This is a genomic window from Synergistaceae bacterium, from assembly GCA_017450125.1.
In the GTDB taxonomy this organism is placed as follows: domain Bacteria; phylum Synergistota; class Synergistia; order Synergistales; family Aminobacteriaceae; genus JAFUXM01.
This window is the reverse complement of record JAFSWZ010000039.1, coordinates 62,089-85,303: the sequence shown is the minus strand read 5'-3', so window position 1 is coordinate 85,303 and position 23,215 is coordinate 62,089. Positions and strand designations below refer to the sequence as shown.

The following is a 23,215-nucleotide window of genomic DNA, read 5'->3' as shown; positions in this document are numbered from 1 at the left end:
GAAAATGTTCGCCTGCTTTATAATTACCCTCACACAAAGCAAGGAGGATATATATTCGTGAGCAAACTTGATGTGCCTTACAAGATATACCTTGAAGAGAGCGAGATACCGTCTTCGTGGTACAACGTCCGCGCAGACATGAAGACCAAGCCCGCGCCGCTGATTCATCCCGGAACGCTGAAGCCCTTAACGTTCGAGGAGATGCGTCCGATTTTCTGCGACGAGCTTATCCGTCAGGAACTCGACGACACGACCGCGTACATTCCCATTCCCGACGAAATTCTGAGTGCGTATAAGATGTACAGGCCTTCCCCGCTGGTTCATGCAGTGTTCCTCGAGAAGCTGCTGGGGACTCCTGCGCACATCTTCTACAAGTTCGAGGGCAACAACACATCAGGAAGCCACAAGCTGAACTCTGCGATGGCTCAGGCGTATTACGCGAAGATGCAGGGCCTCAAGGGCGTAACGACGGAGACAGGTGCGGGGCAGTGGGGAACTGCGCTTGCGATGGCGTGTTCGTTCTTCGGGCTTGAGTGCAAGGTCTACATGGTGAAAGTCTCCTACGAGCAGAAACCTTTCAGGCGTGAAGTCATGCGTACTTACGGAGCGAGCGTAACTCCTTCGCCGTCGATGGACACGAACATTGGCAGGAAGATCAACGCTGAGCACCCCAACACTACCGGCTCACTCGGTTGCGCAATCTCTGAGGCTGTCGAGGTCGCAACATCAACTGAGGGCTACCGCTACGTTCTCGGGAGCGTGCTGAATCAGGTACTGCTTCACCAGTCTGTTATAGGTCTCGAGACTAAGGCGGCCTGCAAGAAGTTCGGCATCAAGCCCGACGTAATCATAGGCTGTGCCGGCGGCGGGTCGAATCTCGGCGGCTTAATCTCTCCGTTCATGGGCGAGAAACTCAGGGGAGAAGCTGACTATCAGATTATCGCCGTTGAACCTGCGAGCTGCCCGAGTTTTACTAGGGGGAAATTCGCGTATGATTTCTGCGACACCGGCAAGGTCTGCCCGATGGCCAAGATGTACACATTGGGACATGACTTCATCCCGAGTGCGAACCACGCGGGAGGACTGCGCTATCACGGAATGAGCAGCATACTTTCCCAGCTGTACCACGACGGGCTGATGGAGGCTGTTGCGGTTGAACAGACCAGCGTTTTCGAGGCGGCGGAGATGTTCGCGCGCGTTGAGGGTATACTTCCTGCGCCAGAGAGCTCACACGCAATCAGGGTAGCGATTGACGAGGCTCTGAAGTGCAAGGAGACAGGCGAAGAGAAGACGATAATCTTCGGGCTTACGGGGACGGGGTATTTCGACATGGTAGCCTACGAGAAATACAACGACGGAACAATGACGGACTACATTCCGACGGACGAGGACTTGGCGAAAGGTTTTGCTACGATTCCGAATGTGAACTTGTAAGGCTTCTCGTGCATAAAGATTAAGGGCGGGCTTTGTGGTATATTACTGCGAACACCCGCCTTTAACTTTATCAACGAGGAGCAGGAATTTTCATGGATGCTATTTTCTACACGACTGAATTTACGGTAGCCCAGCTCATCGAGAAGATTGACACGGGAGAACTTGGCCTGCCGGAGCTTCAGAGGCCGTTCGTCTGGAAGAATACGAAGATACGCGACCTGTTCGACTCCATGATGAGCGGTTACCCGGTCGGTTACCTGATGCTGTGGGAATGTCCCGATCTGGACAAAAGCAAATCAATCGGCCTCGAAGGCAAGAGCTACGACGAGCCTAAAGAAGTGATAATAGACGGACAGCAGAGACTTACGTCATTATATGCGGTGATGAAGGGGAAGCCTGTTGTTGCTTCGGACTTCAAGGAGAAGAGTATAGTAATCTCGTTCAGCCCCCTTGAAGGCAGATTCGAGGTAGGGACTGCGGCCATAAAGAATAATCCAGAGTGGATCTACAATCTCAGCGAGCTGTTCACTTCCGCAACGTCCTCAAAGTACATCCGCAAATTCATGAAGGCTCTTGAGGATCACAGAGCACTAGCAGGCCTCGAACTTTCCGACGAAGAGCAGGAAACTATAGAGGTGAATATAGAGGCGGTGTTCAGCCTGAAGAACTACAAGTTTCCCGTGTTCATGATAAAGTCAAACGCAGAAGAAGAAGCCGTCTCGCAGGTTTTTGTGCGCATAAATTCCAGCGGGACACCGTTAAGGCAGAATGACTTTATCCTTACACTGCTTTCTGTGCACTGGGAAGAAGGCCGCAGGGAGATAGAGCGTTTCTGCAAAGAGTCAGGCGAATATTCGCCGGGAGTCGCGACTTCCTTCAACAGCATGGGCATAGAGATTTCAGCGCAGGACATAATCCGTACGGTAATGGCGTATGCTTTCGGCCGGGCACGTCTGATGTACGGCTACAAGCTGCTGAGGGGAGCAGACCTGAACAGCAGAAACACAATCACTCCTGAACTCAGAGAGCGCAATTTCTCGATACTCAAGGCGAAACTTCCTGACGTTATGAGCGTGAACAACTGGCACGAGTTCCTGAAGGCGATAATGAATGCGGGCTATCTTTCGGACTCTATGATACTGTCGAAGAACGCAATATATTACACGTATTCCATGTACCTTATCGCGCGGGATAGGTTCAACGCTCCGAACAGCGACAACAAAGCGTTATCGTCTCTGTGGTTCTTCCACGCCGCATTGACCTCGCTGTACTCGAACTCTCCAGAGACTGTCGCAGAAAACCACCTCAACGCAATTTCCCGCCTGTCTTCTCTGGAAGAATACCGGCAGTTCATTCTGTCGCGTGTTTCCGAGAGGCTGACAGACGATTACTTCAACATAACTCTTCCCGGCTCTGAGGGTCTGGCAGTGTCCGGCTCGGGTAATAACGCGTGGTTTGCCTACGTCGCATCGCTGAATATTCTCGGCACGAAGCCTCTGTTCTCACGCAGCAGCCTCCCGGTTTCGACGTTATTCATGCCCGGTGCTGACGGGTCGCGCAAGTCCCTCGAGAAGCATCACCTGTTCCCCAAAGCACACCTGAAGGAGAAAGGCTACGCTGACACGCAGATTAACCAGATGGCCAATTACGCCTATATAGACTGGAACGACAACATGAAGATTCTCGATGAAGCTCCTGCGGTGTATTACCCTGCTGTGTGCGAGGGAATGACTCACGAAGAGATTACGCAGATGGAGGAGGAGAATGCACTTCCTCACGGCTGGGAAAGCATGAGTTATGAGGAGTTCCTTATGCAGAGACGCAGGCTTATGGCACAGATAATCAGGCGGGCATTCGTAGTTCTCAGGGGCAGGGCAGAAAACAGCATGTGCTAAAATTGCGGGAAAAAATTTATGATAACAGGACTGAAAATTTTTCATGCACTCACAAGACGCTAAACACATCCGCAACCTTGCCATAGTCGCACACATAGATCACGGCAAAACCACACTCATCGACTCCATCTTCCGCGCCGCACAGACCTTCGCCGCACACACACAAGTAGCCGAGCGCGTAATGGACTCCAACCCCCTCGAACGCGAGCGCGGCATCACAATCCGCAGCAAGCCCTGTACAGTCGAGTGGAAGGGCTACCAGATAAACATCATCGACACTCCCGGACACGCAGACTTTTCCGGCGAAGTTGAACGCATACTCTCGACCGTCGACAGCGTAATACTCATCGTTGACGCGAATGAAGGCCCGATGCCCCAGACACGCTACGTTCTACAGCACGCACTCTCGATAGGGATGCGTCCGCTGGTCTTCATCAACAAGGTAGACCGTGAAGGTGCTGACCCCAACCGCGCGCTGAATCTCACGTTCGACCTGTTCTTTGAGCTCGGAGCAAGCGATGAGCAGGCAGATTTCCCGGTGCTTTACGGCTCGGGGCTTAACGGCTGGGCGGTTAGTGACCTCAGCAAGCCCCATGAAGGAATGGATGACCTCTTCCAAGCGATAATAGACCACGTTCCTGCTCCTGACGTTGACCCGGACAAGCCTTTCTTGATGCAGGTAAGTACGCTCGCGTGGAATGAGTACGTCGGGCGAATCGGGTGCGGGAAAATTCTTCAGGGGCACATCAGCAAGGGAGCTCCGTTCGTGAGAGTTTCTACGAAGTGGAACAGCACCGACCACACAGGAGACGACTGGCAAATCACCGGCAAGGAGAACGCCAAAGTAGCACAGCTCTGGGTAACGCGCGGGCTTGACCGTACGGAAGTCGACAGCGTAAGTGCGGGAGATATTGTGTGGCTGACCGGGCCGAACGAGATCGACATAGGAGATACTTTCTGCGCAGAAGAAATCTCTGACGCACCGCTCAAGCCTTTATCCATTGAGGAGCCTACGGTGTCAATGTTCTTCCTCGTGAACTCAGGGCCTTTCGCTGGACGTGAAGGTCAGGCGGTAACCCTCCGCCAGCTTAAGGCACGTTTACAGCGTGAAATGCACGTTAATGTGTCGCTTCGTATGGAGGACTTGGGACGGCCCGACGGCGTGAAGATTTCAGGCAGAGGCGAGCTACAGCTGGGGATTCTCATTGAGGAGATGAGGCGCGAGGGTATGGAGTTCTGCGTGTCGAAGCCTGAAGTAATCGTAGAGTACAAGGACGGCGTTAAGTGCGAGCCGTACGAGCTTGTTACTATTGATGTACCTGAAGAGTATCAGGGTATAGTGTTCGAGAAGATGACGCGGCGGAAGGGCAAAATCCTCAACATCGACAACCCTGACAGAGGATTGCTGCGCATCGAGATAGAGATTCCGACGAGGGGATTAATCGGTTACAGGGGAGAGTTCCTGACGGACACGCGCGGGCTCGGGATAATGTCTAATTGTTTCAGCGGCTATAAGGAGTGGGCAGGAGACCTCGTAACGCGCAACAGAGGTTCACTCGTCAGCATGGACACCGGCGAAGCTACAGCCTACCAGCTCGAGAACCTGCAGAGCAGGGGCGTGCTGTTCATCTCGCCGCTCGAGCAGGTCTACAACGGAATGATTATCGGTGAATGCTCGCGTCCCGGAGACATTCCCTGCAACCCGACGAAGAAGAAGCAGCAGACTAACCACCGCTCGGCGACGAAGGAGCTCACGACGAAGCTGGATGTTCCGCGCAGGATGTCCCTCGAGAAGGCGATGGAGTGGATAGAGACGGACGAACTAGTAGAGGTTACGCCGCAGTCAGTGAGATTGAGGAAGGCGATTCTCGATGAGCTGGAGAGGCGCAAGGCTCAGAGAAGGCAGCCTCAAGAAGCATAAAGGAGGAAGTAAGTATAATGACACAAGAAGCACTACGTAATTCACGGGGGGGGGGGGTAGATAAATCTTACTGTATGAGCTCTTATTTAGCATTGAGATACATTGAGGACGACAGCAGGGATTTCTACCCGGGACTTCATCACCAGAACATTAAGCCTGTTCCTGATGAGCAGAGAATCAGAGTCAGAACAGCGCAGGACATCGACAGCGCAATACGTTCGCAGACGGAAACATTCCGGGACATGAAGAAGGGAGTCCTGCTGTCCGGCGGAATGGACTCGGCTATCGTTGCGTCGTACCTGTCGGGTGCGGATGCGTACACGTTCCGTTTTCTGGGCGGCAGCTATCAGAGTGAGGAGCTTGCGCGCGCGGAGTATTACGCGGAAGTTTACGGCTTAAGGCTGCATTACGTGGACATTTCGTGGAACACAGTAACACAGTATCTCACGCCCGTCATGAAGGCCAAGTGCGCACCTGTTCACTCGATAGAGCCGCAGATTTACCAGGCAGCACTTCAGGCGGAAGCTGACGGCGTGGAAGTTATGTTTGTAGGTGAGAGCAGTGATCTTGTCTTCGGCGGAATGGATAAGCTGCTCTCTAAGGACTGGAGCTTTGACGAGTTCATGAACAGATACACTTTCACCCGCCCTGAAGATGTTTTGCGTGAGCCCGTGTCGATGCAGTACGTCTTTGAACGTTACCGGCTCGACGGAGACAGGATAGACTTCTTGGCCTTCATGGATGACGTGTTTTCTGTAGAGTCTTCAAGCTCATACATGAATGCTTTTGCCGCCGCAGGAATAAGCTATTATGACCCGTACGCAAGGCTAAAGATGTCAGAGCCCCTTGACCTCCAGAGAGTCCGTAACGGAGAGTCCAAGTACCTTATCCGCGAACTGTTCAGGATGCGCTATCCCGATGTCAGAGTCCCCGAGAAGATTCCGATGCCGCGCCCTGTAGATGCATACTTCAAGGACTGGCAGGGAGCTTCACGCCCGGAGTTCAGGAGTGATATTGACCTCTCAAGTTTCACCGGCAACCAGAAATGGCAGATATACTGTCTCGAACAATTCCTTAACATGCATGATGGCATATAATATCCCCTGAAAGGATATGATGCTCACCATGAAACTTAAACCTTTGGCTGTTGTTGTGCTCCTGCTCCTGTGCACAGCCGCCGATGCCGCCAACACAAAGCCTCCGGCAATCGTTATCCCCTACACCTACGAGGACGCTCGGGAGTTCCACGAAGGCCTCGCCGCCGTAAAGTCCAATGACCGATGGGGCTACATCGACTATCTCGGCAGAATCGCAATCCCCTTCGTTCACCGCGTCCCGGAGGCCGGAGACTTCTCCGACGGGTTCGCGTTTGTCGGAGACCACTACATAGACACATACGGCAACCCTGCATTTGTTGTGATTGACGAGGACACCGACGAGCGCACGGAAAAATTCTTCACCAACGGCCTGCCGTTCAGCGAAGGGTTAGCGGCTGTGCAGTCAGGAGGACAGTGGGGATTTATAGACCTCATGGGGAATTACGTTATTGCTCCGTCATTCCAGCGCGCAGGCTCATTCGTTGACGGCCTAGCTCCCGCAATGAAGAAGGGGCTGTGGGGGTATATCAACGTCAGGGGAGTGTTCGTGATTGAGCCGCGCTTCACGAGGGCACGGAACTTCTGCGAGGGCCTCGCGGCTGTGTACGTTGACGGACGCTGGGGCTACATCAACAAGGAAGGCAAGTTCGCGATTCGGCCAAGTTACCACGAGGCGGGAGATTTCTCCGGCGGACTTGCGGCAGTCAGGACGCGCACGAACTATCGGGGCTGGGGTTACCTGAGTCCTCGCGGGAGGTTCACGATACCGAGACGCTACAACAGCGCAGGAGCATTCGGGGACGGGCTCGCACCTGTTGCCGGAGACAGGCGGTGGGGTTACGTGAACATTCGCGGTGAGTGGGAGATACCTTCGCAGTTCGACGATGCACGGCCTTTCAGCGAGGGGCTTGCGGCAGTGAAGCGCGAAAAACGCTGGGGCTACATCAGGCCTTAAGGTGCAGACATGGAAGGCAACACAGTCGACTTAGCGCAGATGCTCGCCAGACGTGAGGCACGTTCTCACGAACAGCGGGCATTTCTGCAGAAGCATTCCTCACCGCTTGTGTCGTTCAGCATGAACATTCCCGGCCCGGTCAAGACCAACGAGCTCATACGCAGAGCCTTCATCAGGGGCAGAGACTCCCTTCTCGAACGGCTCAAGGAAGCAGGAGCTGTAATTCTCGACTCCTCAGAGGTTCACGAGGATACGGGAGATGAGCTGCTGCTCTCTGTCGGCAACGCTGATCCTTCAAAGCTGAAGGATATTGCCACAGAGATAGAGGAGGCCTCAACGGTCGGAAGGCTCTATGATATTGATGTTATTGACGTTCAAGGAAACAAGCTCTCTAGGCCAAGTTTCAGGAAGTGCCTTATCTGCGACCGTCAGGCTCAGGAGTGCGCAAGGTCAAGAACTCACACGGTCAAGGAGATGCAGGACGCAATAGAGAGGATGCTCAGCGATGAAGAGATGTAGGCTTATCACGGCAATACTTCTCGTGCTGATGCTGTGCCTGAGTGCTGAGGCCTCAGAGTACAGCAGGAACTTCTACAAGAGCCTTTCACGCAGGCTCGGCAGGGAGAGGACGGATTACCCTTCTCTAACTGATGAGGAGTTCGCGAATTTCCGCATGGTCAGGACGACGGGCATCGGCAAAGGGAAGCTGTACCGTTCTTCCTCACCCATAAGTACTTGGGGGAACAGAAACGTTATCGCCGACAAAGCAGCGCAGAAGGCAGGAGTGAGGACGTTCTTGAACTTGGCCGACGCTGACCCGAGAGAGCATGCAGGCTACGAAGGCAGCTACTACAGCACGCAGAAAATTATTGCGCTTGGGCTGGGAATGAAGTACCAGAGCAAGACTTTCCGCGACAGCCTCGCGCGGGGAATAACCCTCATGGCACGGAGCGAACCTCCTTTCCTGATTCACTGCTCGCTGGGTAAGGACAGAGCAGGGTTCGTGTGCGCACTTGTTGAGTGCTTGTGCGGAGCAACCCTCGATGAGGTCATTAGCGACTACCTTGTGTCGTTCACAAATTACTTCGGGATTCAGAAAGGCAGCAGGGAGTATGACACTGTCGTTGAGTGTGAGATAACGCGCTTCCTCGCTGAGGCTTTCGGCGTGAAGACCAGCGACCTCGCACACATCAACCTTGCTGACGCGGGAGAACGATACTTTAGGGGAATAGGGGTTAGAGTTGAGGATATAGAAGAACTCCGAGAAAAGCTGATACAGTAAAAATTTCCCCTCCTGACGAACTGGAGGGGATTTCTGTTACTCTTCCCAGAGACGCTCCAGCCTGTAGAACTCTCTGCCCTTGTGGCTGAACACGTGAACCACCACGTCCCCGCCGTCAAGAAGCCGCCAGTTCGAGCTCTCTGCTCCCTCAGTGCGGCACTTCCTGCCCAGACGCAGCAGAACTTCCTCCGCCGCATCAGTCAGCGTGCGCATGTGCGTCTCAGAATTTCCCGTAACCAGCACGAACGCATCCGCCAGTCCTCCGCGCCCCTTGAGGTCGAGCGTGAGGATGTCCTCGCCGTTCTTGGCCTCCAGTGCTTCAGTGATGTTATCAAGTATATTGCTGTCCATTCACTCAGCTCCTCTCATGCGGATATTATAGTGCTATCCTCCCTGCTCCGTCAGCACAACCTGTCGTGTAGAAACTCGCCTTGCGCCCGGTTCTTGCCTCGTACTCACGGCCTACGTTCGCGATGAACTCATCAGCATGATCGTTCTCGACGATGCTCACCGTGCACCCCCCGAACCCTCCGCCGGTCATCCTTGAGCCGACTACGCCGGGCTGTTCCCACGCAAGGGAAGCCAGAACGTCAAGCTCCGGCACTGTAACCTGATAGTTGTCCCTCAGGGAGACGTGAGAGGCATTCATCAGCCGCCCGAACGTGATGAAGTCTCCGGCCTGGAGGGATTCTGCGGCACGTTTCGCGCGGGCGTTCTCGCTGACGGCATGGACTGCGCGCCTGAGGTTGACGGGGTCTTTCACGAGGTACGAGAACTCGTCAAGGTCTTCGGGAGTCAGGCCGCATAGGCAGGAGATCTTCCTCACCTTCTTGATGTCCGCCAGAGCTGCCTCGCACTGCTGGCGGCGTAAGTTGTACTCGCTGCCTACGAGTGAGTGCGGAACGTTGGAGTTGGTGATGATGATCTTGCTGCTGCCGAGCGAAAGCGGGGCGTACGAGTAATCGAGCGTCGAGCAGTTCAGGAGGACGGCGTGGTCTTTCCTGCCCATGCTGACGGCAAACTGATCCATTATGCCACAGTGCATCCCGACAAAGTCATTCTCTGCCTCCTGTGAGTAGAGAGCCGCCTTCACCCCGTCAATCTTTAGCCTCAGCAGGTCGCTGAAGATTCTCACGGTGAGAACCTCGAGAGCCGCCGAAGACGAGAGTCCTGCGCCGTCAGGAAGGTTTCCGCTGTAGAGAACGTCAATGCCGGACGCTAGGCTGAAGCCGTGCTTGGCAAGTACGCTGGCGATGCCTAAGGGGTAGTTCACCCACGTGCGAGAACCCGTGAGCTTCTCCCGTATCTCGGAGTAAGGAATCTCGAACGGCACGGCGTATTCCCCGTCAAAGTTCATGGAGTAGAGGCGGAGTGAGGCGGTGTCGTTCTTGCGTGCTAGGGCGTAAATGCCGAAGTCTATTGCGCAGGGAAAGACGTAGCCGCCTTCGTGGTCTGTGTGTTCGCCGATGAGGTTGACGCGGCCGGGAGAGAAGAAGGCGTGCGGGTCAGAACCCGTGCCGAATATGCGCGCGAATGTCTGTCTCATTGTCTCTATCATTAATTAACCCTCCAAGAAAATATCCTTCGCTTGAATTATACATTCTTTGTTGACAGAAACCACATCGCGTTGTATAAACTATAAAGGAGGTGAGTATGTTCATGAAGAGATTTTTCAAGGTGTTGGCTGTTGTGCTCATGCTCGGTGTTTTTGCTCCCGCGTATGCGCCCGATGCGTCTGAGACATTTATGGCCAGAGGAGAAGTGCACTACAGGTGTCATTATTGCGGAAAGACCGTTGCATCACACGAAATCCCCCGTGCCGTGAAGGGACGCTGCAATAAGAGCCCGGATCGCAAGCATCATTTCGGGTCTTGCGGAAGATGGTAGTAATTGAGAATCACAAAGCCCCTTCTTGTTCAGAGGGGGCTTTTGCTTTTCAGGAGCTACTTCCTGCGGTACTTCGTCATGTCTATTGCGACTGCCACCGCGATAATTACTCCCTTAATTACCTGCTGCCACATCGGCGAAACGTTGATGAACTGCAGGCCGTACTGAATCACCGTGAAGATAAGCACGCCCATCACGATACCGCCGACTTTTCCGATACCGCCGCTCATCGACACTCCTCCGACAACGCACGCCGCTATAGCGTCAGTCTCGTAGCCCAGTCCGTAATTGTTCGTCGCTCCGGCTGTTCTGGCTGCCTCGAGGACTCCCGCGATGCCGTACAGCAATGACGCAAGGATGAAGATGAACATGATGTTACGGAAAACGTTGATGCCCGCAACTACTGCCGCTTCACGGTTGCCGCCGATTGCGTAGACGTTCTTGCCGAACACCGTCTTGTTCAGGATGAACCAGATGATTATGCAGATTACGATTGCTATCGGGATGAGAATTGAGATGCCGGGAAATCCCTTCCACAGTCCGTTGAAGAGCCTCAGCTGTCCTATCTGCGCGAAGTCAGGCCTGATGCCTCCGATGGGCTGTGAGTTGTTGGGGGGCATGTCGAAATACAGCGAGCACACTCCGTAGATGATGACCTGCGTCGCCAGCGTCGCAATGAACGGGTGCATCTCGTACTTGGCCACGATAAAGCCGTTCAGCGCGCCGAACAGCATACACGCAGCGATTGCGGCCGCTATCGGTATCCACAGAGGAAGCTGCGGAAGATCGGGGAAGAATCTATTTGCGTAGGTCGCAGTCTGCATCATCGACGCGGAGATTACCGCCGCAAGTCCGACCATACGGCCCGCGCTGAGGTCTGTACCCGCAATCAGCAGGGCGAAGCAGATTCCCAGTGCCATGATGAGCTTCGGGGACGACTGCGTGAGAATATCCAGTGCGACGCGTATCTGCATGAAGCGGGGCTGAAGGATGCAGATAACCACAACCAGCACAAGCATAGCCAGAAGTATCGCGTTGTTCGTCAGGAACTCGGTGAAGGTCTTGCCGGCAAGGGCTGCCTCCTCCTCCGTCTTCTCCTTCGCCATGAAACCCCTAACGGCAAAGCATATCCCGATGATGATCAGGAATACCGGCAGGTCATAGATCTTGCGGTTGAGGCCCATCGGTGCCTTCAGGAAGTAGAGGATTACTCCGAGAATGAGGCACACAATTCCTCCCGTTGTCATTAAACGCTTTGAACGTGATGCTGTTTTTTCCGCCATAATTTATTGTCCTCCTTGTTATGCGGCTGTGCTGTCCTTGCGCCCGGCGAACTGCGTCGCAAGTGCCATTATCTTTTCCTGTGTGTATTCTCCCTTGTTCAGGAAGCCCGTTACCCTGCCTTCGCACATGACCATAATTCTATCGCTCATGCCCATAAGCTCCGGCATTTCGGACGAAATCATGATTATGCTCTTGCCCTGCGCAATCTGCTCGAGCATGATGTTATAGATCTCGTACTTCGCTCCCACGTCGATTCCTCTGGTGGGTTCGTCGAGTATCAGGATGTCGGAGTTCGTGAGAAGCCAGCGCGCAATCAAGACTTTCTGCTGGTTTCCGCCCGACAGGTTCTGAATCAGCGTGTTGAGGGACGGTGTCTTGACGTTGAGCTTGCGGCACTCCTCGTCCGCGTCTTTTGCCCTGCGGCTGTCGTTGAGCACTCCGAAATGCGCATAGCTCCGCTGGTTAGCGATGACTGTGTTCTCGAGGATGGGAAGGATGCCGAAGATTCCCGTTGCCCTGCGTTCCTCCGTGAGGAGTGCGAGGCCTCTGGATTTCGCGAAGCCCGGCGATCTGTTCGTGTAACGTGCTCCGTTGAGCATAATTTCTCCTGAGGCAATTCCGCGAAGCCCGAACAGTGCCTCGACAAATTCCGTCCTCTGTGCTCCGACAAGTCCGCCGATGCCTAAAATCTCCTGCTTGTGCAGCTCAAAGCTGACATCCTGGAAGGACTTTCTCAGCGGCGAGCACACATGCTCAACCTTCAGCACGACTTCACTGCCCGGCTTGCCGTCGCGCGGCGGGAACTGGTTAGTCATCTCACGCCCGACCATCTGCTTGATGATAAAGTCTATGGTGAGCTTCTCGCCCTTGTCGTCGGTTACCGGCCAAGTTCCTACGTACGTGCCGTCCCTCATGACCGTAATTTCGTCGGAAATCTCCAGAATCTCCTTCATCTTGTGCGAAATGTAGATGAACGCAACTCCCTGCGCACGAAGCCTGTTGATGATCTTGAAGAGGTGGTCAACTTCACGGTCAGACAGCGAGCTTGTCGGCTCGTCGAGGATTATTATCTTGGCCTTCATGTCGACGGCACGCGCAATCTCCATCATCTGCAGGATAGCCGCGCTCTGGTCGCCTGCCAACGCTAACGGGTCAACGTCGAGCTCAAGGTCCTCGAAGAGTGCTTTTGTGCGCTCGTACATCGCTTTGTGGTCAACAACTCCCATGTGGCCGGGAAATCTCCCTAAGTACACGTTCTCCATAACAGAGCGGAAGCGTATCGGGTGAAGTTCCTGATGAACCATCGCGATACCGTTGTCCATTGCCTGCCGCGCCGAGTGAATCTCGACCTTCTTGCCCTCGAGACATATCTCGCCCTCGTTGGGTTCGTAGATTCCGAAGAGACACTTCATCAGCGTCGACTTCCCTGCGCCGTTCTCTCCCATAAGGGCATGGACAGTACCTTTGCGGACGTTGAGGCTTACGTTGTCGAGTGCTTTAACGCCCGGGAAAGTCTTGGTGATGTTCTTCATCTCAAGCAGATAATCGCTCACTGTTTCTCACCTCTCGTAACTTTCTGGTAGGGTATCCAGATATATTTTCCGTCAGCACCTTCTGCGCTTCCGTTCTTGGCCAGAGAGACCGCCAGCTTCACTGCCGCACTGCCCTGACCGTCAGCGTCATTCAGGACTGTGCCGAGCATTTCGCCCCTGTCCATCGCGTCGAGTGCTGAAGCGTTCGCGTCAACTCCGACGACGGGGATGTACATTTCAGCATTGCCCTTGTTGTAGTCCTGAGCCTTAAGGGCTTCGACCGCACCAAGTGCCATCTCGTCGTTGTTGGCGATTACGGCTTCGATGTTCTCCGGGCCGATTGACATCAGAAACGCGTTCATCATGGTCATTGCCTGTAGCTTGTCCCAGTTCGCTATTGCGCTCGCGATCTCCACAGGTTCAACACCAGCGGCCTGAAGTGCCTCGACTGAGTACTTGCTTCTTGCGATCATGTCCTGATGCCCGTTCTCGCCCTTCAGCATGATGAACTGCAGCTTTCCGTCCTTGTTCTTGTCGGCTTCGGGGTGTGCCTTGAAGTACGCGGCTACGAGCTCTCCGGCCTCAGTGCCCGACTCCTCCGGCTTCGCTCCGACGTAATACGCTTTCTCGTAGGACGCAAGCATCTCCTCCGTCGGCTCTCTGTTGATGAACACAACAGGAATACCGGCGGCCTTCGCTTTGTCGATTATGCCCTGCGAGGCCATGCGGTCAACAGGGTTGATGACGAGAACGTTCACTCCGCTCGCAATGAAGTCATCAACCTGCGCGTCCTGCGTGGTCTGGTCGTTCTGCGAGTCCGCGATGATAAGTGCAACTCCGGCCTTCGCGGCTTCATCAGCCATCGCGTTCCTGAACCTCAGCATAAAGGCATCACTGAACCTGTAGATACACGCGCCGATTTTCACGTCATCAGCATGAGCACAGGCTCCGAATGCCAGCATCAGCATCAATGCAACAATTAACACTTTACGCAAAAATATTCACCTCTCATGAATAAAATGAACCCCCGCGCAAAACGGGGGCATGATTCTACATTCTCTACTTCATGAACTCCTTGTAGTTCTCGACGGTAACGGGGCGGTAAGGTATCCAGATGTATTTCCCGTCAGTGATCGTGTAGCCGATTGCTTCGTCGGTTACGGGCTTGTCATCCGCCGCAACAACTGCGACTTTCACGGCCGCGAAGCCCTGATTGTCCGCGTCGTTGAGGACTGTACCGAGCATCTCGCCCTTGCTCATTGCCTCGAGTGCCGGTGCCGTCGCGTCAACTCCTACGACAGGAATATACTTGTCGGGGTCGCCCATGTTGTAGCCTTCAGCCTTGAGTGCCTCGATCGCGCCGAGTGCCATGTCGTCATTGTTTGCGAGGACTGCCTCGATGTTGTCGATGCCGACTGCGCTGATGAAGCCCTTCATCTTGTCGGTTGCCTGAACCTTGTCCCAGTTGGCTGTGTCGTTGCCGAGCTCCACAACCTCAAAGCCTGCGTCCTTGATTGCCTTGAGCGAGTACTCAGTCCTGAGCGTCGCGTCCTGGTGTCCCTGCTCGCCCCTGATCATGATGTACTGAATCTTTCCGTCGCCGTTGCGGTCAGCCTTCGGGTTGGCCTTGAAGTAGTCGACGATTATCTGTCCCGACTGAGTGCCGGACTCCTCTGCCTTTGCGCCGACGTACCAGATTTTGTCGTAGGCCGCCATGACATCAGCGTAGGGCTCGCGGTTCACGAACACTATCGGGAGACCTTCGGCCTTTGCCTTCTGCATGAGGGGTTCAGCGGCTGTGCGGTCGACGGGGTTGACGATGAGGGCGTTCGCACCCTTCGAGATGTACGCGTCAACCTGGTCGTTCTGGGTGGGCTGGCGGTTCTGGCTGTCGACGATCTCGAGCTCTCCGCCTTCCTTCTCCATCTGCGCGCGCATTGCGTTGCGGACACCCGTCATGAACGTGTCGTCGAACTTGTAGATGCATGCTCCGACGAGGGCATCACTGGCGGCAAATGCTGCGACTGCCGTTACTGCGAGAACTGCTGCGATAAGTACTGCAAACTTCTTCACGATGATAACCTCCTGTGAAAATATATATTCCAGCGCGTACTATTTTCTTATGCGCGGGATTCCGAAAACCAAGAGTGCCATGAATGCCGGAAACGTCATAACTCCGCACCCTCCTTCGTCAGAGTCTTCACTGCCCTGCCTGTTGTAAGGAGTATCCTCCTCGTAGCCTGTAGTTTCCCCAGTGAATGTTACCCTGTACGATATGCTTCCTGTTCCTCCGTCTTTGCGGGCAAGGCCGGACACTTCTACGCTCCATGTCTCACCGTTATTGTAGCTTGTGATTCCGTCGGGGCGGAAGATTATGCACTGGTCGTAAGCAACTTCCCCCTTGCTCACGGCAAAATAACCATCACTGCTGCTTCTGCTGAACTTCCACGTTCTGCCGTCGCTGTTCCGCGTAAGCACAACCTTCACAGAACTAGCGTCAGTATCATCGAAGACATCTCTGTTCAGGGTTACGGACCACGCAGTGTCAGCCTCAAAGTACGTCAGAGGATGAGGATGCCTGCCCGTCGGCCAAGTTATGAACTCATCTGACACCGGCCACTTCAGCCATTCAAGGTAGCGTTCGTACTCCTCCTGCGTCAAGGTGTTGCCTTCCCCTGAATGCTCGAACTCCTCAATGACATACGTAGCCGCGAAACCGCCTCTTGTGCTTATGCCGAAACCTGTCTGCTTGAGTCTGGGGTTCATGAGCCACCTGCGATGCCCAAGCCGCGATATGTTGGAGCTGTCAGAATCGTGCATGCAAAGTTTTGTGCTGAGCTTCAGCGTCATTTCTGAAGAGCCCCACGACAAATTGCTGTGAGTCGTTGCGTCATACCCGAGCTCATAGAACGACTGGCTCATGTCTGACGGTCTGGACGGTGTATGCGTGAGAGTTCCGACCGCGTCAAGAAGGACTGCCCCGTGCTGTGCTTTGCGGGTGTATTCAGCATTAAGGGTTACGTTGTTCGGCACGCCTATCAGCCAGCGTATGTAGTTCAGTTCCTGCAGTGCTTCATTGAGGACGGCACTCTTGACAGAACCGGCATAATACGGCGAGAACGTCGGCTCAGAATCATATATGCTGTCTGCATATGCCGATGACGAAAGCATAAACACAACGACGAGAACTGCCGGAAAAATTTTCAGCCTCAACTGTTGCAGCCTCCAGAGTAAATTTTCAAGTCTCATGCGGATGTGAATATTATAGTGAAAACTCGGGGAAAAAAATTGCGTAAGTCATTCGAATTTTTGCGGTTTGCAACGAAAGATTGACGGGCTATAATCACTCCATCCTAGACACTAACTTTTCTCGGAGGAGTAAATCATGCCTGAAGACAGCATCACACAAGGCTTGAGGGATGTCGCAGACCTGTCCTCAAAGCGTTCTGACCATTCGTCGGACTCATCCTCAGAACCGGCCAAGAACAACGTTCCTGAGTTTCTTGCGCTGAAGTCGACGTTTACGCCGAGCAGGGGGGACATGGGCGGAGGTTTCTGCATAATCTTTGAGGGCAAGACGGGAAAGACAGTGTTTCAGGCGTTCTGGCTGGCGCGGCCGTACAAGACCGGCGTACTGGTGGAGTCCTCGCAGGTGTGGAGGAAGTTCGTCAACAGCCTTCCGCAGATGGGGCCGCTGGACAAGGATTGGGCGGAGAAGCTGCAGGCTCAGCTGAAGGACATCATGAGGATCGAGGAGAAGAAGAAGCTATTTGAGAACTACACGCGCGCCAAACTCAGGCAGATAGAGAGCATGATTCGCCGGCGCTTTGAGGGAGTTGCGCAGTGCGTGTTCAGCTCTACCACCGACGCAGAACCTGTCTCACGCACGGAACTTGAGCGCGCAAAGATAATCAAGCCTCTTCCGCCGACTGCCGCCGAAATGGCTCAGATGCAGCGCGAGCAGGAAGAACGCGAGAAGGCCGAAGAGGAAACGAACATCCGCGACAGCTCAAACTTCGAGGGCACGATAATAATGTGTACGCCTGTAGTTGACCCTGTGAGGGGCAAGGCCTCGTCAGAGATTACGCCGGGAGACATTATCGGCGTGAACATCGAGGGCGAGGGCACGAGCGCACTGGTCAAGAAGTTCATGGAGGAGAACAACATCGAGCCGCTGTTCCCTGTCGTTGAGATTCGCGACACTGCGGGCAAGAAATTCCTGTACGTGAAGATAAGCGACGAAATCAGGGGGGCAGTCAGCATCACGAAGGACATCAAGATTAAGGTGAAGGAGGATAACCCGCCGGAACAGCCCAACGCTCACGGGGTGTCGTTCTTGGGGGATATGTTGTTCTTCGGAGTGCTGGGGCTTGCGCTTGTGGCTCTGCTCTTCGTGATAAGGTACTTCTTCCTGTAGACAAACAAAAACCCTCCCCGTTCTCAGAGGAGGGTATATTCATGCCTTAAGCTCTCTTCTTGATGAAATACACTACTGCAGCAAGACCCCAAAGCGTGAAGCCAGTGCTGCACCCGCCGCCTCCTCTGGAAGCCCCCAATTCGTAGGAGAGAGGCTCAGTAACGTCCGGGCTGGTCTGCGGCTGTGCGTCGGGCGAAGTGTCGTTGTCTTCGTTGAGTGCCGCCATTCCGCTGATAAGCTCGCGTCCCGAGAGACCGTACTTCAGCAGAGGACTCACGAGAGCGTAACGTTCGGCCAAGTGCCCGTAGCTGACCGACGGAGAAGACTTGATGAGCATCGTTGCGCGGGTCGTGGTGTTGTACTCCTGCCAAGCATCAGAAGGACTGCCAGTCTTCGCGAAACTCACCCACATGCTCTGCACCTTGTCCGCCAAGTCCTGGCTGAGCTCGAACGGCACATAATTTTTCGGGAAGCTCAGCATCTCCGGCAGGTTGAGCACGTAAGGGATGTCGAGAGCGTGGCACGCGCCAAGCCCTGCGATTCCGACCGAACTGTCCCAGTAGTACAGGTACTTTTTGCCCGCGTAGTTCTCCAGCTCAGCGAGTGCCGGAACCCTGAACAGCGTATCGTTCAGGAACTGGCAGACTGCCTCAAGCTCCGTCGCGCCGTCGTGAGTGCTCATGTACGCCGCCACGAACTGCTCGGGAATCTTTCCGTCGTCGCTGTTGACCGCGCTTATTCCCTCTGCAATCTGGTAGAACGCCGCCGGAATGAACTGCGCGAAATTCTCACTCCCCAGAGCAAGCATCCAGTAATTCACCTCGTCAGCCATAGTTCCTGACATTATGCTGAAGTTCGGCGAGTTTGTCGCAAATGCCTCGAAAGGATTTGCCGCAACGTGAACACCGTCGCGTATGGGGAAGTTCGTGTAGGCCTGCAGTTTTTCCGCCGCCGCAAGAAGGTCATTCGACGACAAAGCCAGAAGGTCAGTCATGCTCGTCGCGCCGGTGAGCTGAACGAGTGCCTGAGTGAGGGGCGCGGCATCCTCGACGCTCTGTGTCATCGAGACTGCACCGCTCTGCGTGATTGCCCTCTGGAACAGCCCGGCCGCCTGAGGCATCGCCATCACGAGCGAGACTGCCGCAGAACCCGACGACTGCCCGAACACCGTAACGTTCTCCGGGTTTCCGCCGAACGCCTTGATGTTCTGCTTTATCCAGCGCAGAGCCTGAACGATGTCGAGAAGGCCTAAGTTGCCACTGTCGGGATAATCGCTTCCGCCCGCAAGCCCGGAGTGTACGAAGTCGATGAAGCCCATCAGTCCGACCCTGTAGCCGACGCTCACGAGAATGACATCATTATGTGCCTCGATGAACTTTCTGCCGTCGTAGTCGGGATTTGACGTTCCGCCGCTGTTGAACGAACCACCGTGCACCCAAACCATCACGGGCTTGAGGTCAGAGGATGCCGTGTTGTTCCAGACGTTGAGGGCTAAGCACTCCTCACCGCGCGGCATTATGGACGGAGGATTGTGGGCACTCGTGTGCTGGATCGGGGCGGGTGCGAACGTTACGGCTGCGCGGACGTCAGTAGAATCTTCGGGAGCTTCGGGAGCTTTCCAGCGCAATGAACCTACGGGCTGTTTCGCGTAGGGTATGCCCTTCCACATCAGGATGCTGCCTTCTGACGTGCCCTGAAAGACTCCGTTGGAGCATGAAGCGAGCGTCTTAGGAGCTTCGTCTGTCTGCTGTGTAACGCTCAGCTTGACGTTCTCGCTGCCTGTGTCGTAATCGTAGCGCACAAACGCCGGAGTAGCACTAAATTTCTCCGCCGAGCCGAAGCCTAAGAACGTAACCGGCTTTCCCGAAGCGTCAAGTGCCGTAACATTGCTGATTCTGTCGGTGCTTTCGACACCAGAGAAGAAATCGCTTCCGCTGAGGAACGTGCTGACGTTAACCGGTGAAGCAAAATTGTTGCCGTAGCAGAGAAGCTCTACGAGGGAGGCCTGCCCCGACAGATCGAGCGAAGTCAGCCCGTCGTTCCAGCACCACAAACGCCGGAGCTCAGGAAGGCCGCTGACGTTGAGGCCGTTCGCCGCAAGGTTGAGGTCTCTGCAGATGAGGTACTTCAAGGCGGGATTCTTGCTGAGGTTCAGGGAGGTGATGTTGTTGCCGCTGACATCGAGGTACTCAAGCTCGGAGTTCCACGAGAGGTCGATAGCGGAGAGCCTGTTCGAGGCGCAGTCGAGCGACACAAGAGCTGTGTTGTGGCTTACGTTGAGGATGTCGAGACTGTTGACAGAACAGTACAGCTCCTTGAGGCTCGGGCATCTGCTCACGTCGAGGGCGGCAAGTTTGTTGTTGTTGCAGACGAGAGTCTCGAGGAGATCGTTGCTGCTGAGGTCAAGAGCCGCGATATCGTTGCTGGCACATTCCAGCCTTGTTATGGCGGTGAAAACCTCTATGCCCTTCAGCGAAGAGATACCTAAGCCGGATGCGTAGACCGCACTAACAGAAGCAATCTCGCTGTCCGTGAGTGTTTCGTCACGATTGGGGTCAATGTTCTTGACGACTTCCCTGAATGCAGGATCAGGGAAAACTGTGCTGTCTATCGATGTGTCTGCCCACGAACACGAGGCCGCGAGGGCAAGCACAAACATAGCTGCTAGTAACTTCTTCAAATGTACTACCTCTTTCCGCTTGGAATTATGCATGCAGATTGTAGCAGAAAAATTCCCCCCTGATAATTCAGAGGGGACAAAGTTATTTGCTCTCGTGGTATTCCTTCTCGGTGTTGACGTTCCAGACCGGGGATTTGTCCGTGCTTCCTGAGAGGACGCACCTCACCGCCTCGAAAGCCGTGCACATCGAGTGGTCAATGTTGTTGTAGCGGTGCTGTCCGTTGCGGCCGATGCAGTAGAGGTTAGCGATGCCGTCGAGCCACGCGCGGAGTTCGTCCATGCGCGCATACGTGTCGAAGTAGGCGGGATAAGCCTTTCTGACTCGTTCGGCGTGGGTGTCGAGAACATCATCACGCGAAGCGATGAGCCCCATCCTGAGCATCTCGGTTATGCCCAGCTCCGCGAACTCCTCATCAGTCATGCTCCACAAGGAGTCTCCCTCACTGCAGAAGTACTCGAGGCCGAGCCACACGGAATGTTCAATGTCCTTGACCATGTACGGCGACCAGTTGTTGAAGACCTGAATACGCCCCATCTTCACGCTCTTGTCATGGACATATATCCAGTTGTCGGGGATTATGCCGCTGAGCGTCTTGATGCTGGTTTCGTTGCGGAGGGCAAGTTTCTTCACGAGGACTCCGAGCGTCATATAGTCCCTGTACGGCAGGCCGGAAGCAATCTCCGCGATTTCCGACGGTACGCCGTTCATTCCGCCGACCAAGTCTTTGACGGGCATTGAGGAAATCACAACGCCTCCCGCTTCCGTGAACTCCTGCCCGTCTTTCTGGTACATCAGCCCAGTGATGTTTTGCCCTGACAACTTGAGGCCTGTAACCTTTGCGCCGGTGATAATTTTTCCGCCCATGCGTGTAATTTCGTCGGCCGTAATCTCCCAAAGCTGGCCGGGCCCTAATTTCGGGTAAGAGAACTCCTCGATTAACGAGGTCTCTACCTTGCGGTAATGCAGGTGAAAGATTTTCCCGAAGATGTCGCGGAGTATTGCGGTGATTGAGAGTCCCTTAACTCTCTGTGCTCCCCATTCAGGGGAAATGTCGCGCGGATGCCTTCCCCACAAGTTCAGCGTGTAGTTCTCGAAAAACATGCTGTAGAGCTTATAGCCGAACCTGTTGATGTAGAAGTCCTCAAGGGATTTTTCCTCGCGCTTGAACATTGCGGCCTTGAGGTAGCTGAACCCTGCTGCTATCGTTGTGAAAAGCCCCATGTTTCGGATTGTTGCGGGCTTCATCGAGATTGGGTAGTCGAAGAACTTGCGGTTGAAGAATATACGGCTGAGCCTGTTACGCCGGAGCATGACGCGGTCAGTCTGTTCCGGGTCCGGGCCTCCGGGCGTGAGCTGTGAAGTGCGGCCGAGCGTTCTGTCGTCGTAAGGCAGTGCACCCTGAGAGGGCATCATGTTCTGCCACCAGTCGTTGACGGCCTGAACCTTCGAGAAGAAGCGATGTCCGCCCATGTCCATGCGGTTGCCGTTGTGGCAGACGGTGCGGGAGATGCCGCCCATGTACGTGCTCTCCTCAAAGACTGTTACAGTGTAGTCCCCCCCCCCGTACGTAGAATTTCGTATGCTGCTGTGAGGCCGGCCGGGCCTGCTCCTATGATGAGAACTTTCTTCATGAGCTTGCCTCTCTGTATATGCGCCTGAGTTCAACGCAGATTACTATTCCCAGAATTATAATGCCGACTTCGTTCAGGGTACGCGCTATATCGTAGGCTTTGTAGTAGCCGATGTCGGCATAAGCTCTCATCAGCACCCTGCAGACCGCACTCCTGAAGAATGCACCGCTCACGCAGAACAGCCCCCACAGCATCCAGCCCCAGAACTCCCTCCGTGAACTGCTCCTGAACATCAGCCACAGGCACAGGCACGCGGGAACAATCAGCACGTAACTGTCCAGAGCCCATGAATAACACCAGAAAGTTACGGCCATGAAAGCGGGGTATATCTTGAAGATTCCCGGCATTTCTGCGGGAAGCGAACGGTAAACCCAAAACAGGAATATTATTCCGAACACCATGCTTGCTGCCGTCGCGTACAGAAAATTATCGGACACAAGAGAGAATATCCCAGCGAATGGTCTCGCCTCCGAAGAACCGACAGGCAGAGCGTTAGGGGCAAACAGAAATTCCTGAAGTAGCTCCAGCATTCCGCGCTTCAGGAGCAAAGATGAGACCAGCCATGCAGCAACGTCAATCACAGCTGCCACAACAACCGAAAGAACTTTCTTCATCAGGAGAAGCGCGATGCAAACGATAGCGGCATCTTGCGGCTTGACCATCGCGAAGCCGATGAGTATTCCCGAAGTGTACGGATGCTCCTCAAGAATGAGCCACGCGATAACTAGAAAAGCACAGATCATTCCTCCTGCGTTGCCCTCGTGCGTCGATATGAAGAAGTTCACCGATGTCAGAGACACCAAGAACGACATTATTCCCAGTTCCTGAGAGAGTTTTGCTGTCTTCTGGTACAGCAGGCAAGACGCAATGACAATCACTGCTATGTTGAGCGCAATGAAGTATATTTTTGCGGCATTGAACGGCAGAAAACCTCCGTAGAACAGATTTTCCAGCACAAGCCCGAAAGGCGAAGCGTGGAAGCCCTCGCTTATTGCTCCGATCTCCGGCAGATAATCAGCTGTTCCCCTGAACGAGTATATATCCATGCCGCGAAGAGTATACACGCATATCCGCCACTGAGTCGGGAAATCCGTCCAAGTAGCTCCGTCATGAAACATCCACCATACTCCCGCTGTGCCAAGTCCGGCAAAAAGTATCATCAGCAGATAATGGTGCGCGGAAAACTTAACATTAGCCAT

At 54.3% G+C, this 23,215-nt stretch carries 19 protein-coding genes; 9 read left to right on the top strand and 10 right to left on the bottom strand.

What is annotated here, in order from left to right; genetic code table 11:
* Positions 1 to 57: 57 nt before the first annotated feature.
* The 7 genes from IJT02_09245 (at position 58) to IJT02_09215 (ending at position 8,584) form a co-directional block, all read left to right on the top strand.
* Positions 58 to 1,434: a TrpB-like pyridoxal phosphate-dependent enzyme gene (locus tag IJT02_09245; GenBank protein ID MBQ7545110.1), complete on the top strand. Its 1,377-nt coding sequence runs from the start codon at positions 58 to 60 to the stop codon at positions 1,432 to 1,434.
* A 92-nt stretch (positions 1,435 to 1,526) separates the two neighbouring features.
* The gene (locus IJT02_09240) at positions 1,527 to 3,329 is read left to right on the top strand and encodes a DUF262 domain-containing protein (protein ID MBQ7545109.1); all 1,803 of its coding nucleotides are present in this window, start codon (positions 1,527 to 1,529) and stop codon (positions 3,327 to 3,329) included.
* 43 nt (positions 3,330 to 3,372) lie between these two features.
* Complete coding sequence (typA, locus tag IJT02_09235) at positions 3,373 to 5,250, top strand: translational GTPase TypA (GenBank protein MBQ7545108.1); 1,878 nt, start codon at positions 3,373 to 3,375, stop codon at positions 5,248 to 5,250.
* Positions 5,251 to 5,342: 92 nt separating this feature from the next.
* On the top strand, positions 5,343 to 6,347 hold the full coding sequence (locus tag IJT02_09230; protein MBQ7545107.1) for a hypothetical protein: 1,005 nt from the start codon (positions 5,343 to 5,345) through the stop codon (positions 6,345 to 6,347).
* A 28-nt stretch (positions 6,348 to 6,375) separates the two neighbouring features.
* Positions 6,376 to 7,302, top strand: a complete 927-nt coding sequence (locus IJT02_09225) for a WG repeat-containing protein (protein ID MBQ7545106.1) — start codon at positions 6,376 to 6,378, stop codon at positions 7,300 to 7,302.
* Positions 7,303 to 7,311: 9 nt separating this feature from the next.
* Complete coding sequence (gene citX, locus IJT02_09220; GenBank protein ID MBQ7545105.1) at positions 7,312 to 7,821, top strand: citrate lyase holo-[acyl-carrier protein] synthase; 510 nt, start codon at positions 7,312 to 7,314, stop codon at positions 7,819 to 7,821.
* Complete coding sequence (locus IJT02_09215) at positions 7,808 to 8,584, top strand: tyrosine-protein phosphatase (GenBank protein ID MBQ7545104.1); 777 nt, start codon at positions 7,808 to 7,810, stop codon at positions 8,582 to 8,584. Before citX ends, IJT02_09215 begins: the two co-directional genes overlap by 14 nt.
* Positions 8,585 to 8,620: 36 nt before the next feature.
* Here the strand turns inward: IJT02_09215 and rsfS are convergent, their stop codons facing one another.
* Together rsfS and IJT02_09205 are read right to left on the bottom strand one after the other, a co-directional pair.
* Entirely contained in the window at positions 8,621 to 8,935 is a 315-nt protein-coding gene (rsfS, locus tag IJT02_09210; protein MBQ7545103.1) for a ribosome silencing factor, read from the bottom strand.
* A 25-nt stretch (positions 8,936 to 8,960) separates the two neighbouring features.
* Positions 8,961 to 10,142, bottom strand: a complete 1,182-nt coding sequence (locus IJT02_09205; protein ID MBQ7545102.1) for a galactokinase — start codon at positions 10,140 to 10,142, stop codon at positions 8,961 to 8,963.
* Positions 10,143 to 10,243: 101 nt separating this feature from the next.
* On the opposite strand from IJT02_09205, the gene IJT02_09200 reads away from it, so the two are divergent.
* Positions 10,244 to 10,471, top strand: a complete 228-nt coding sequence (locus IJT02_09200) for a hypothetical protein (GenBank protein MBQ7545101.1) — start codon at positions 10,244 to 10,246, stop codon at positions 10,469 to 10,471.
* Between the two features lie 56 nt (positions 10,472 to 10,527).
* Here the strand turns inward: IJT02_09200 and mglC are convergent, their stop codons facing one another.
* From mglC to IJT02_09175, 5 genes are all read right to left on the bottom strand, one after another.
* Positions 10,528 to 11,754, bottom strand: coding sequence for a galactose/methyl galactoside ABC transporter permease MglC (mglC, locus tag IJT02_09195; protein ID MBQ7545100.1), 1,227 nt, complete (start codon positions 11,752 to 11,754; stop codon positions 10,528 to 10,530).
* A gap of 18 nt (positions 11,755 to 11,772) precedes the next feature.
* Positions 11,773 to 13,308 carry a sugar ABC transporter ATP-binding protein gene (locus IJT02_09190; protein MBQ7545099.1) on the bottom strand — a complete coding sequence of 512 codons (1,536 nt, stop codon included), beginning with the start codon at positions 13,306 to 13,308 and terminating at the stop codon, positions 11,773 to 11,775.
* Positions 13,305 to 14,282, bottom strand: a complete 978-nt coding sequence (locus IJT02_09185) for a galactose ABC transporter substrate-binding protein (GenBank protein MBQ7545098.1) — start codon at positions 14,280 to 14,282, stop codon at positions 13,305 to 13,307. The genes IJT02_09190 and IJT02_09185 overlap by 4 nt, the downstream gene beginning before the upstream one ends.
* Positions 14,283 to 14,346: 64 nt before the next feature.
* Complete coding sequence (locus IJT02_09180; protein ID MBQ7545097.1) at positions 14,347 to 15,360, bottom strand: galactose ABC transporter substrate-binding protein; 1,014 nt, start codon at positions 15,358 to 15,360, stop codon at positions 14,347 to 14,349.
* A 39-nt stretch (positions 15,361 to 15,399) separates the two neighbouring features.
* Positions 15,400 to 16,500, bottom strand: a complete 1,101-nt coding sequence (locus IJT02_09175) for a CAP domain-containing protein (GenBank protein MBQ7545096.1) — start codon at positions 16,498 to 16,500, stop codon at positions 15,400 to 15,402.
* Between the two features lie 172 nt (positions 16,501 to 16,672).
* Between IJT02_09175 and IJT02_09170 the strand changes: the two genes are divergently transcribed.
* Entirely contained in the window at positions 16,673 to 17,704 is a 1,032-nt protein-coding gene (locus IJT02_09170; GenBank protein MBQ7545095.1) for a hypothetical protein, read from the top strand.
* A 46-nt stretch (positions 17,705 to 17,750) separates the two neighbouring features.
* Here IJT02_09170 and IJT02_09165 read toward each other — a convergent pair whose 3' ends face one another.
* The 3 genes from IJT02_09165 to IJT02_09155 all read right to left on the bottom strand — a co-directional run bounded on the left by IJT02_09165 (position 17,751) and on the right by IJT02_09155 (position 23,215).
* Positions 17,751 to 20,384 carry a carboxylesterase family protein gene (locus IJT02_09165; GenBank protein ID MBQ7545094.1) on the bottom strand — a complete coding sequence of 878 codons (2,634 nt, stop codon included), beginning with the start codon at positions 20,382 to 20,384 and terminating at the stop codon, positions 17,751 to 17,753.
* Between the two features lie 82 nt (positions 20,385 to 20,466).
* The gene (locus tag IJT02_09160) at positions 20,467 to 21,903 is read right to left on the bottom strand and encodes an NAD(P)/FAD-dependent oxidoreductase (GenBank protein ID MBQ7545093.1); all 1,437 of its coding nucleotides are present in this window, start codon (positions 21,901 to 21,903) and stop codon (positions 20,467 to 20,469) included.
* 109 nt (positions 21,904 to 22,012) lie between these two features.
* On the bottom strand, positions 22,013 to 23,215 hold the full coding sequence (locus IJT02_09155; protein ID MBQ7545092.1) for a DUF2029 domain-containing protein: 1,203 nt from the start codon (positions 23,213 to 23,215) through the stop codon (positions 22,013 to 22,015).

Bases quoted from the DNA above. Each gene is read 5' to 3' on its own strand.
- IJT02_09205 (MBQ7545102.1), bottom strand. From the start codon at position 10,142: ATGATAGAGACAATGAGACAGACATTCGCGCGCATATTCGGCACGGGT.
- citX (MBQ7545105.1), top strand. From the start codon at position 7,312: ATGGAAGGCAACACAGTCGACTTAGCGCAGATGCTCGCCAGACGTGAG.
- rsfS (MBQ7545103.1), bottom strand. From the start codon at position 8,935: ATGGACAGCAATATACTTGATAACATCACTGAAGCACTGGAGGCCAAG.
- IJT02_09200 (MBQ7545101.1), top strand. From the start codon at position 10,244: ATGAAGAGATTTTTCAAGGTGTTGGCTGTTGTGCTCATGCTCGGTGTT.
- IJT02_09170 (MBQ7545095.1), top strand. From the start codon at position 16,673: ATGCCTGAAGACAGCATCACACAAGGCTTGAGGGATGTCGCAGACCTG.
- IJT02_09240 (MBQ7545109.1), top strand. From the start codon at position 1,527: ATGGATGCTATTTTCTACACGACTGAATTTACGGTAGCCCAGCTCATC.
- typA (MBQ7545108.1), top strand. From the start codon at position 3,373: ATGCACTCACAAGACGCTAAACACATCCGCAACCTTGCCATAGTCGCA.
- IJT02_09160 (MBQ7545093.1), bottom strand. From the start codon at position 21,903: ATGGGCGGCATCTCCCGCACCGTCTGCCACAACGGCAACCGCATGGAC.
- IJT02_09225 (MBQ7545106.1), top strand. From the start codon at position 6,376: ATGAAACTTAAACCTTTGGCTGTTGTTGTGCTCCTGCTCCTGTGCACA.
- IJT02_09155 (MBQ7545092.1), bottom strand. From the start codon at position 23,215: ATGGCTAATGTTAAGTTTTCCGCGCACCATTATCTGCTGATGATACTT.
- IJT02_09215 (MBQ7545104.1), top strand. From the start codon at position 7,808: ATGAAGAGATGTAGGCTTATCACGGCAATACTTCTCGTGCTGATGCTG.
- mglC (MBQ7545100.1), bottom strand. From the start codon at position 11,754: ATGGCGGAAAAAACAGCATCACGTTCAAAGCGTTTAATGACAACGGGA.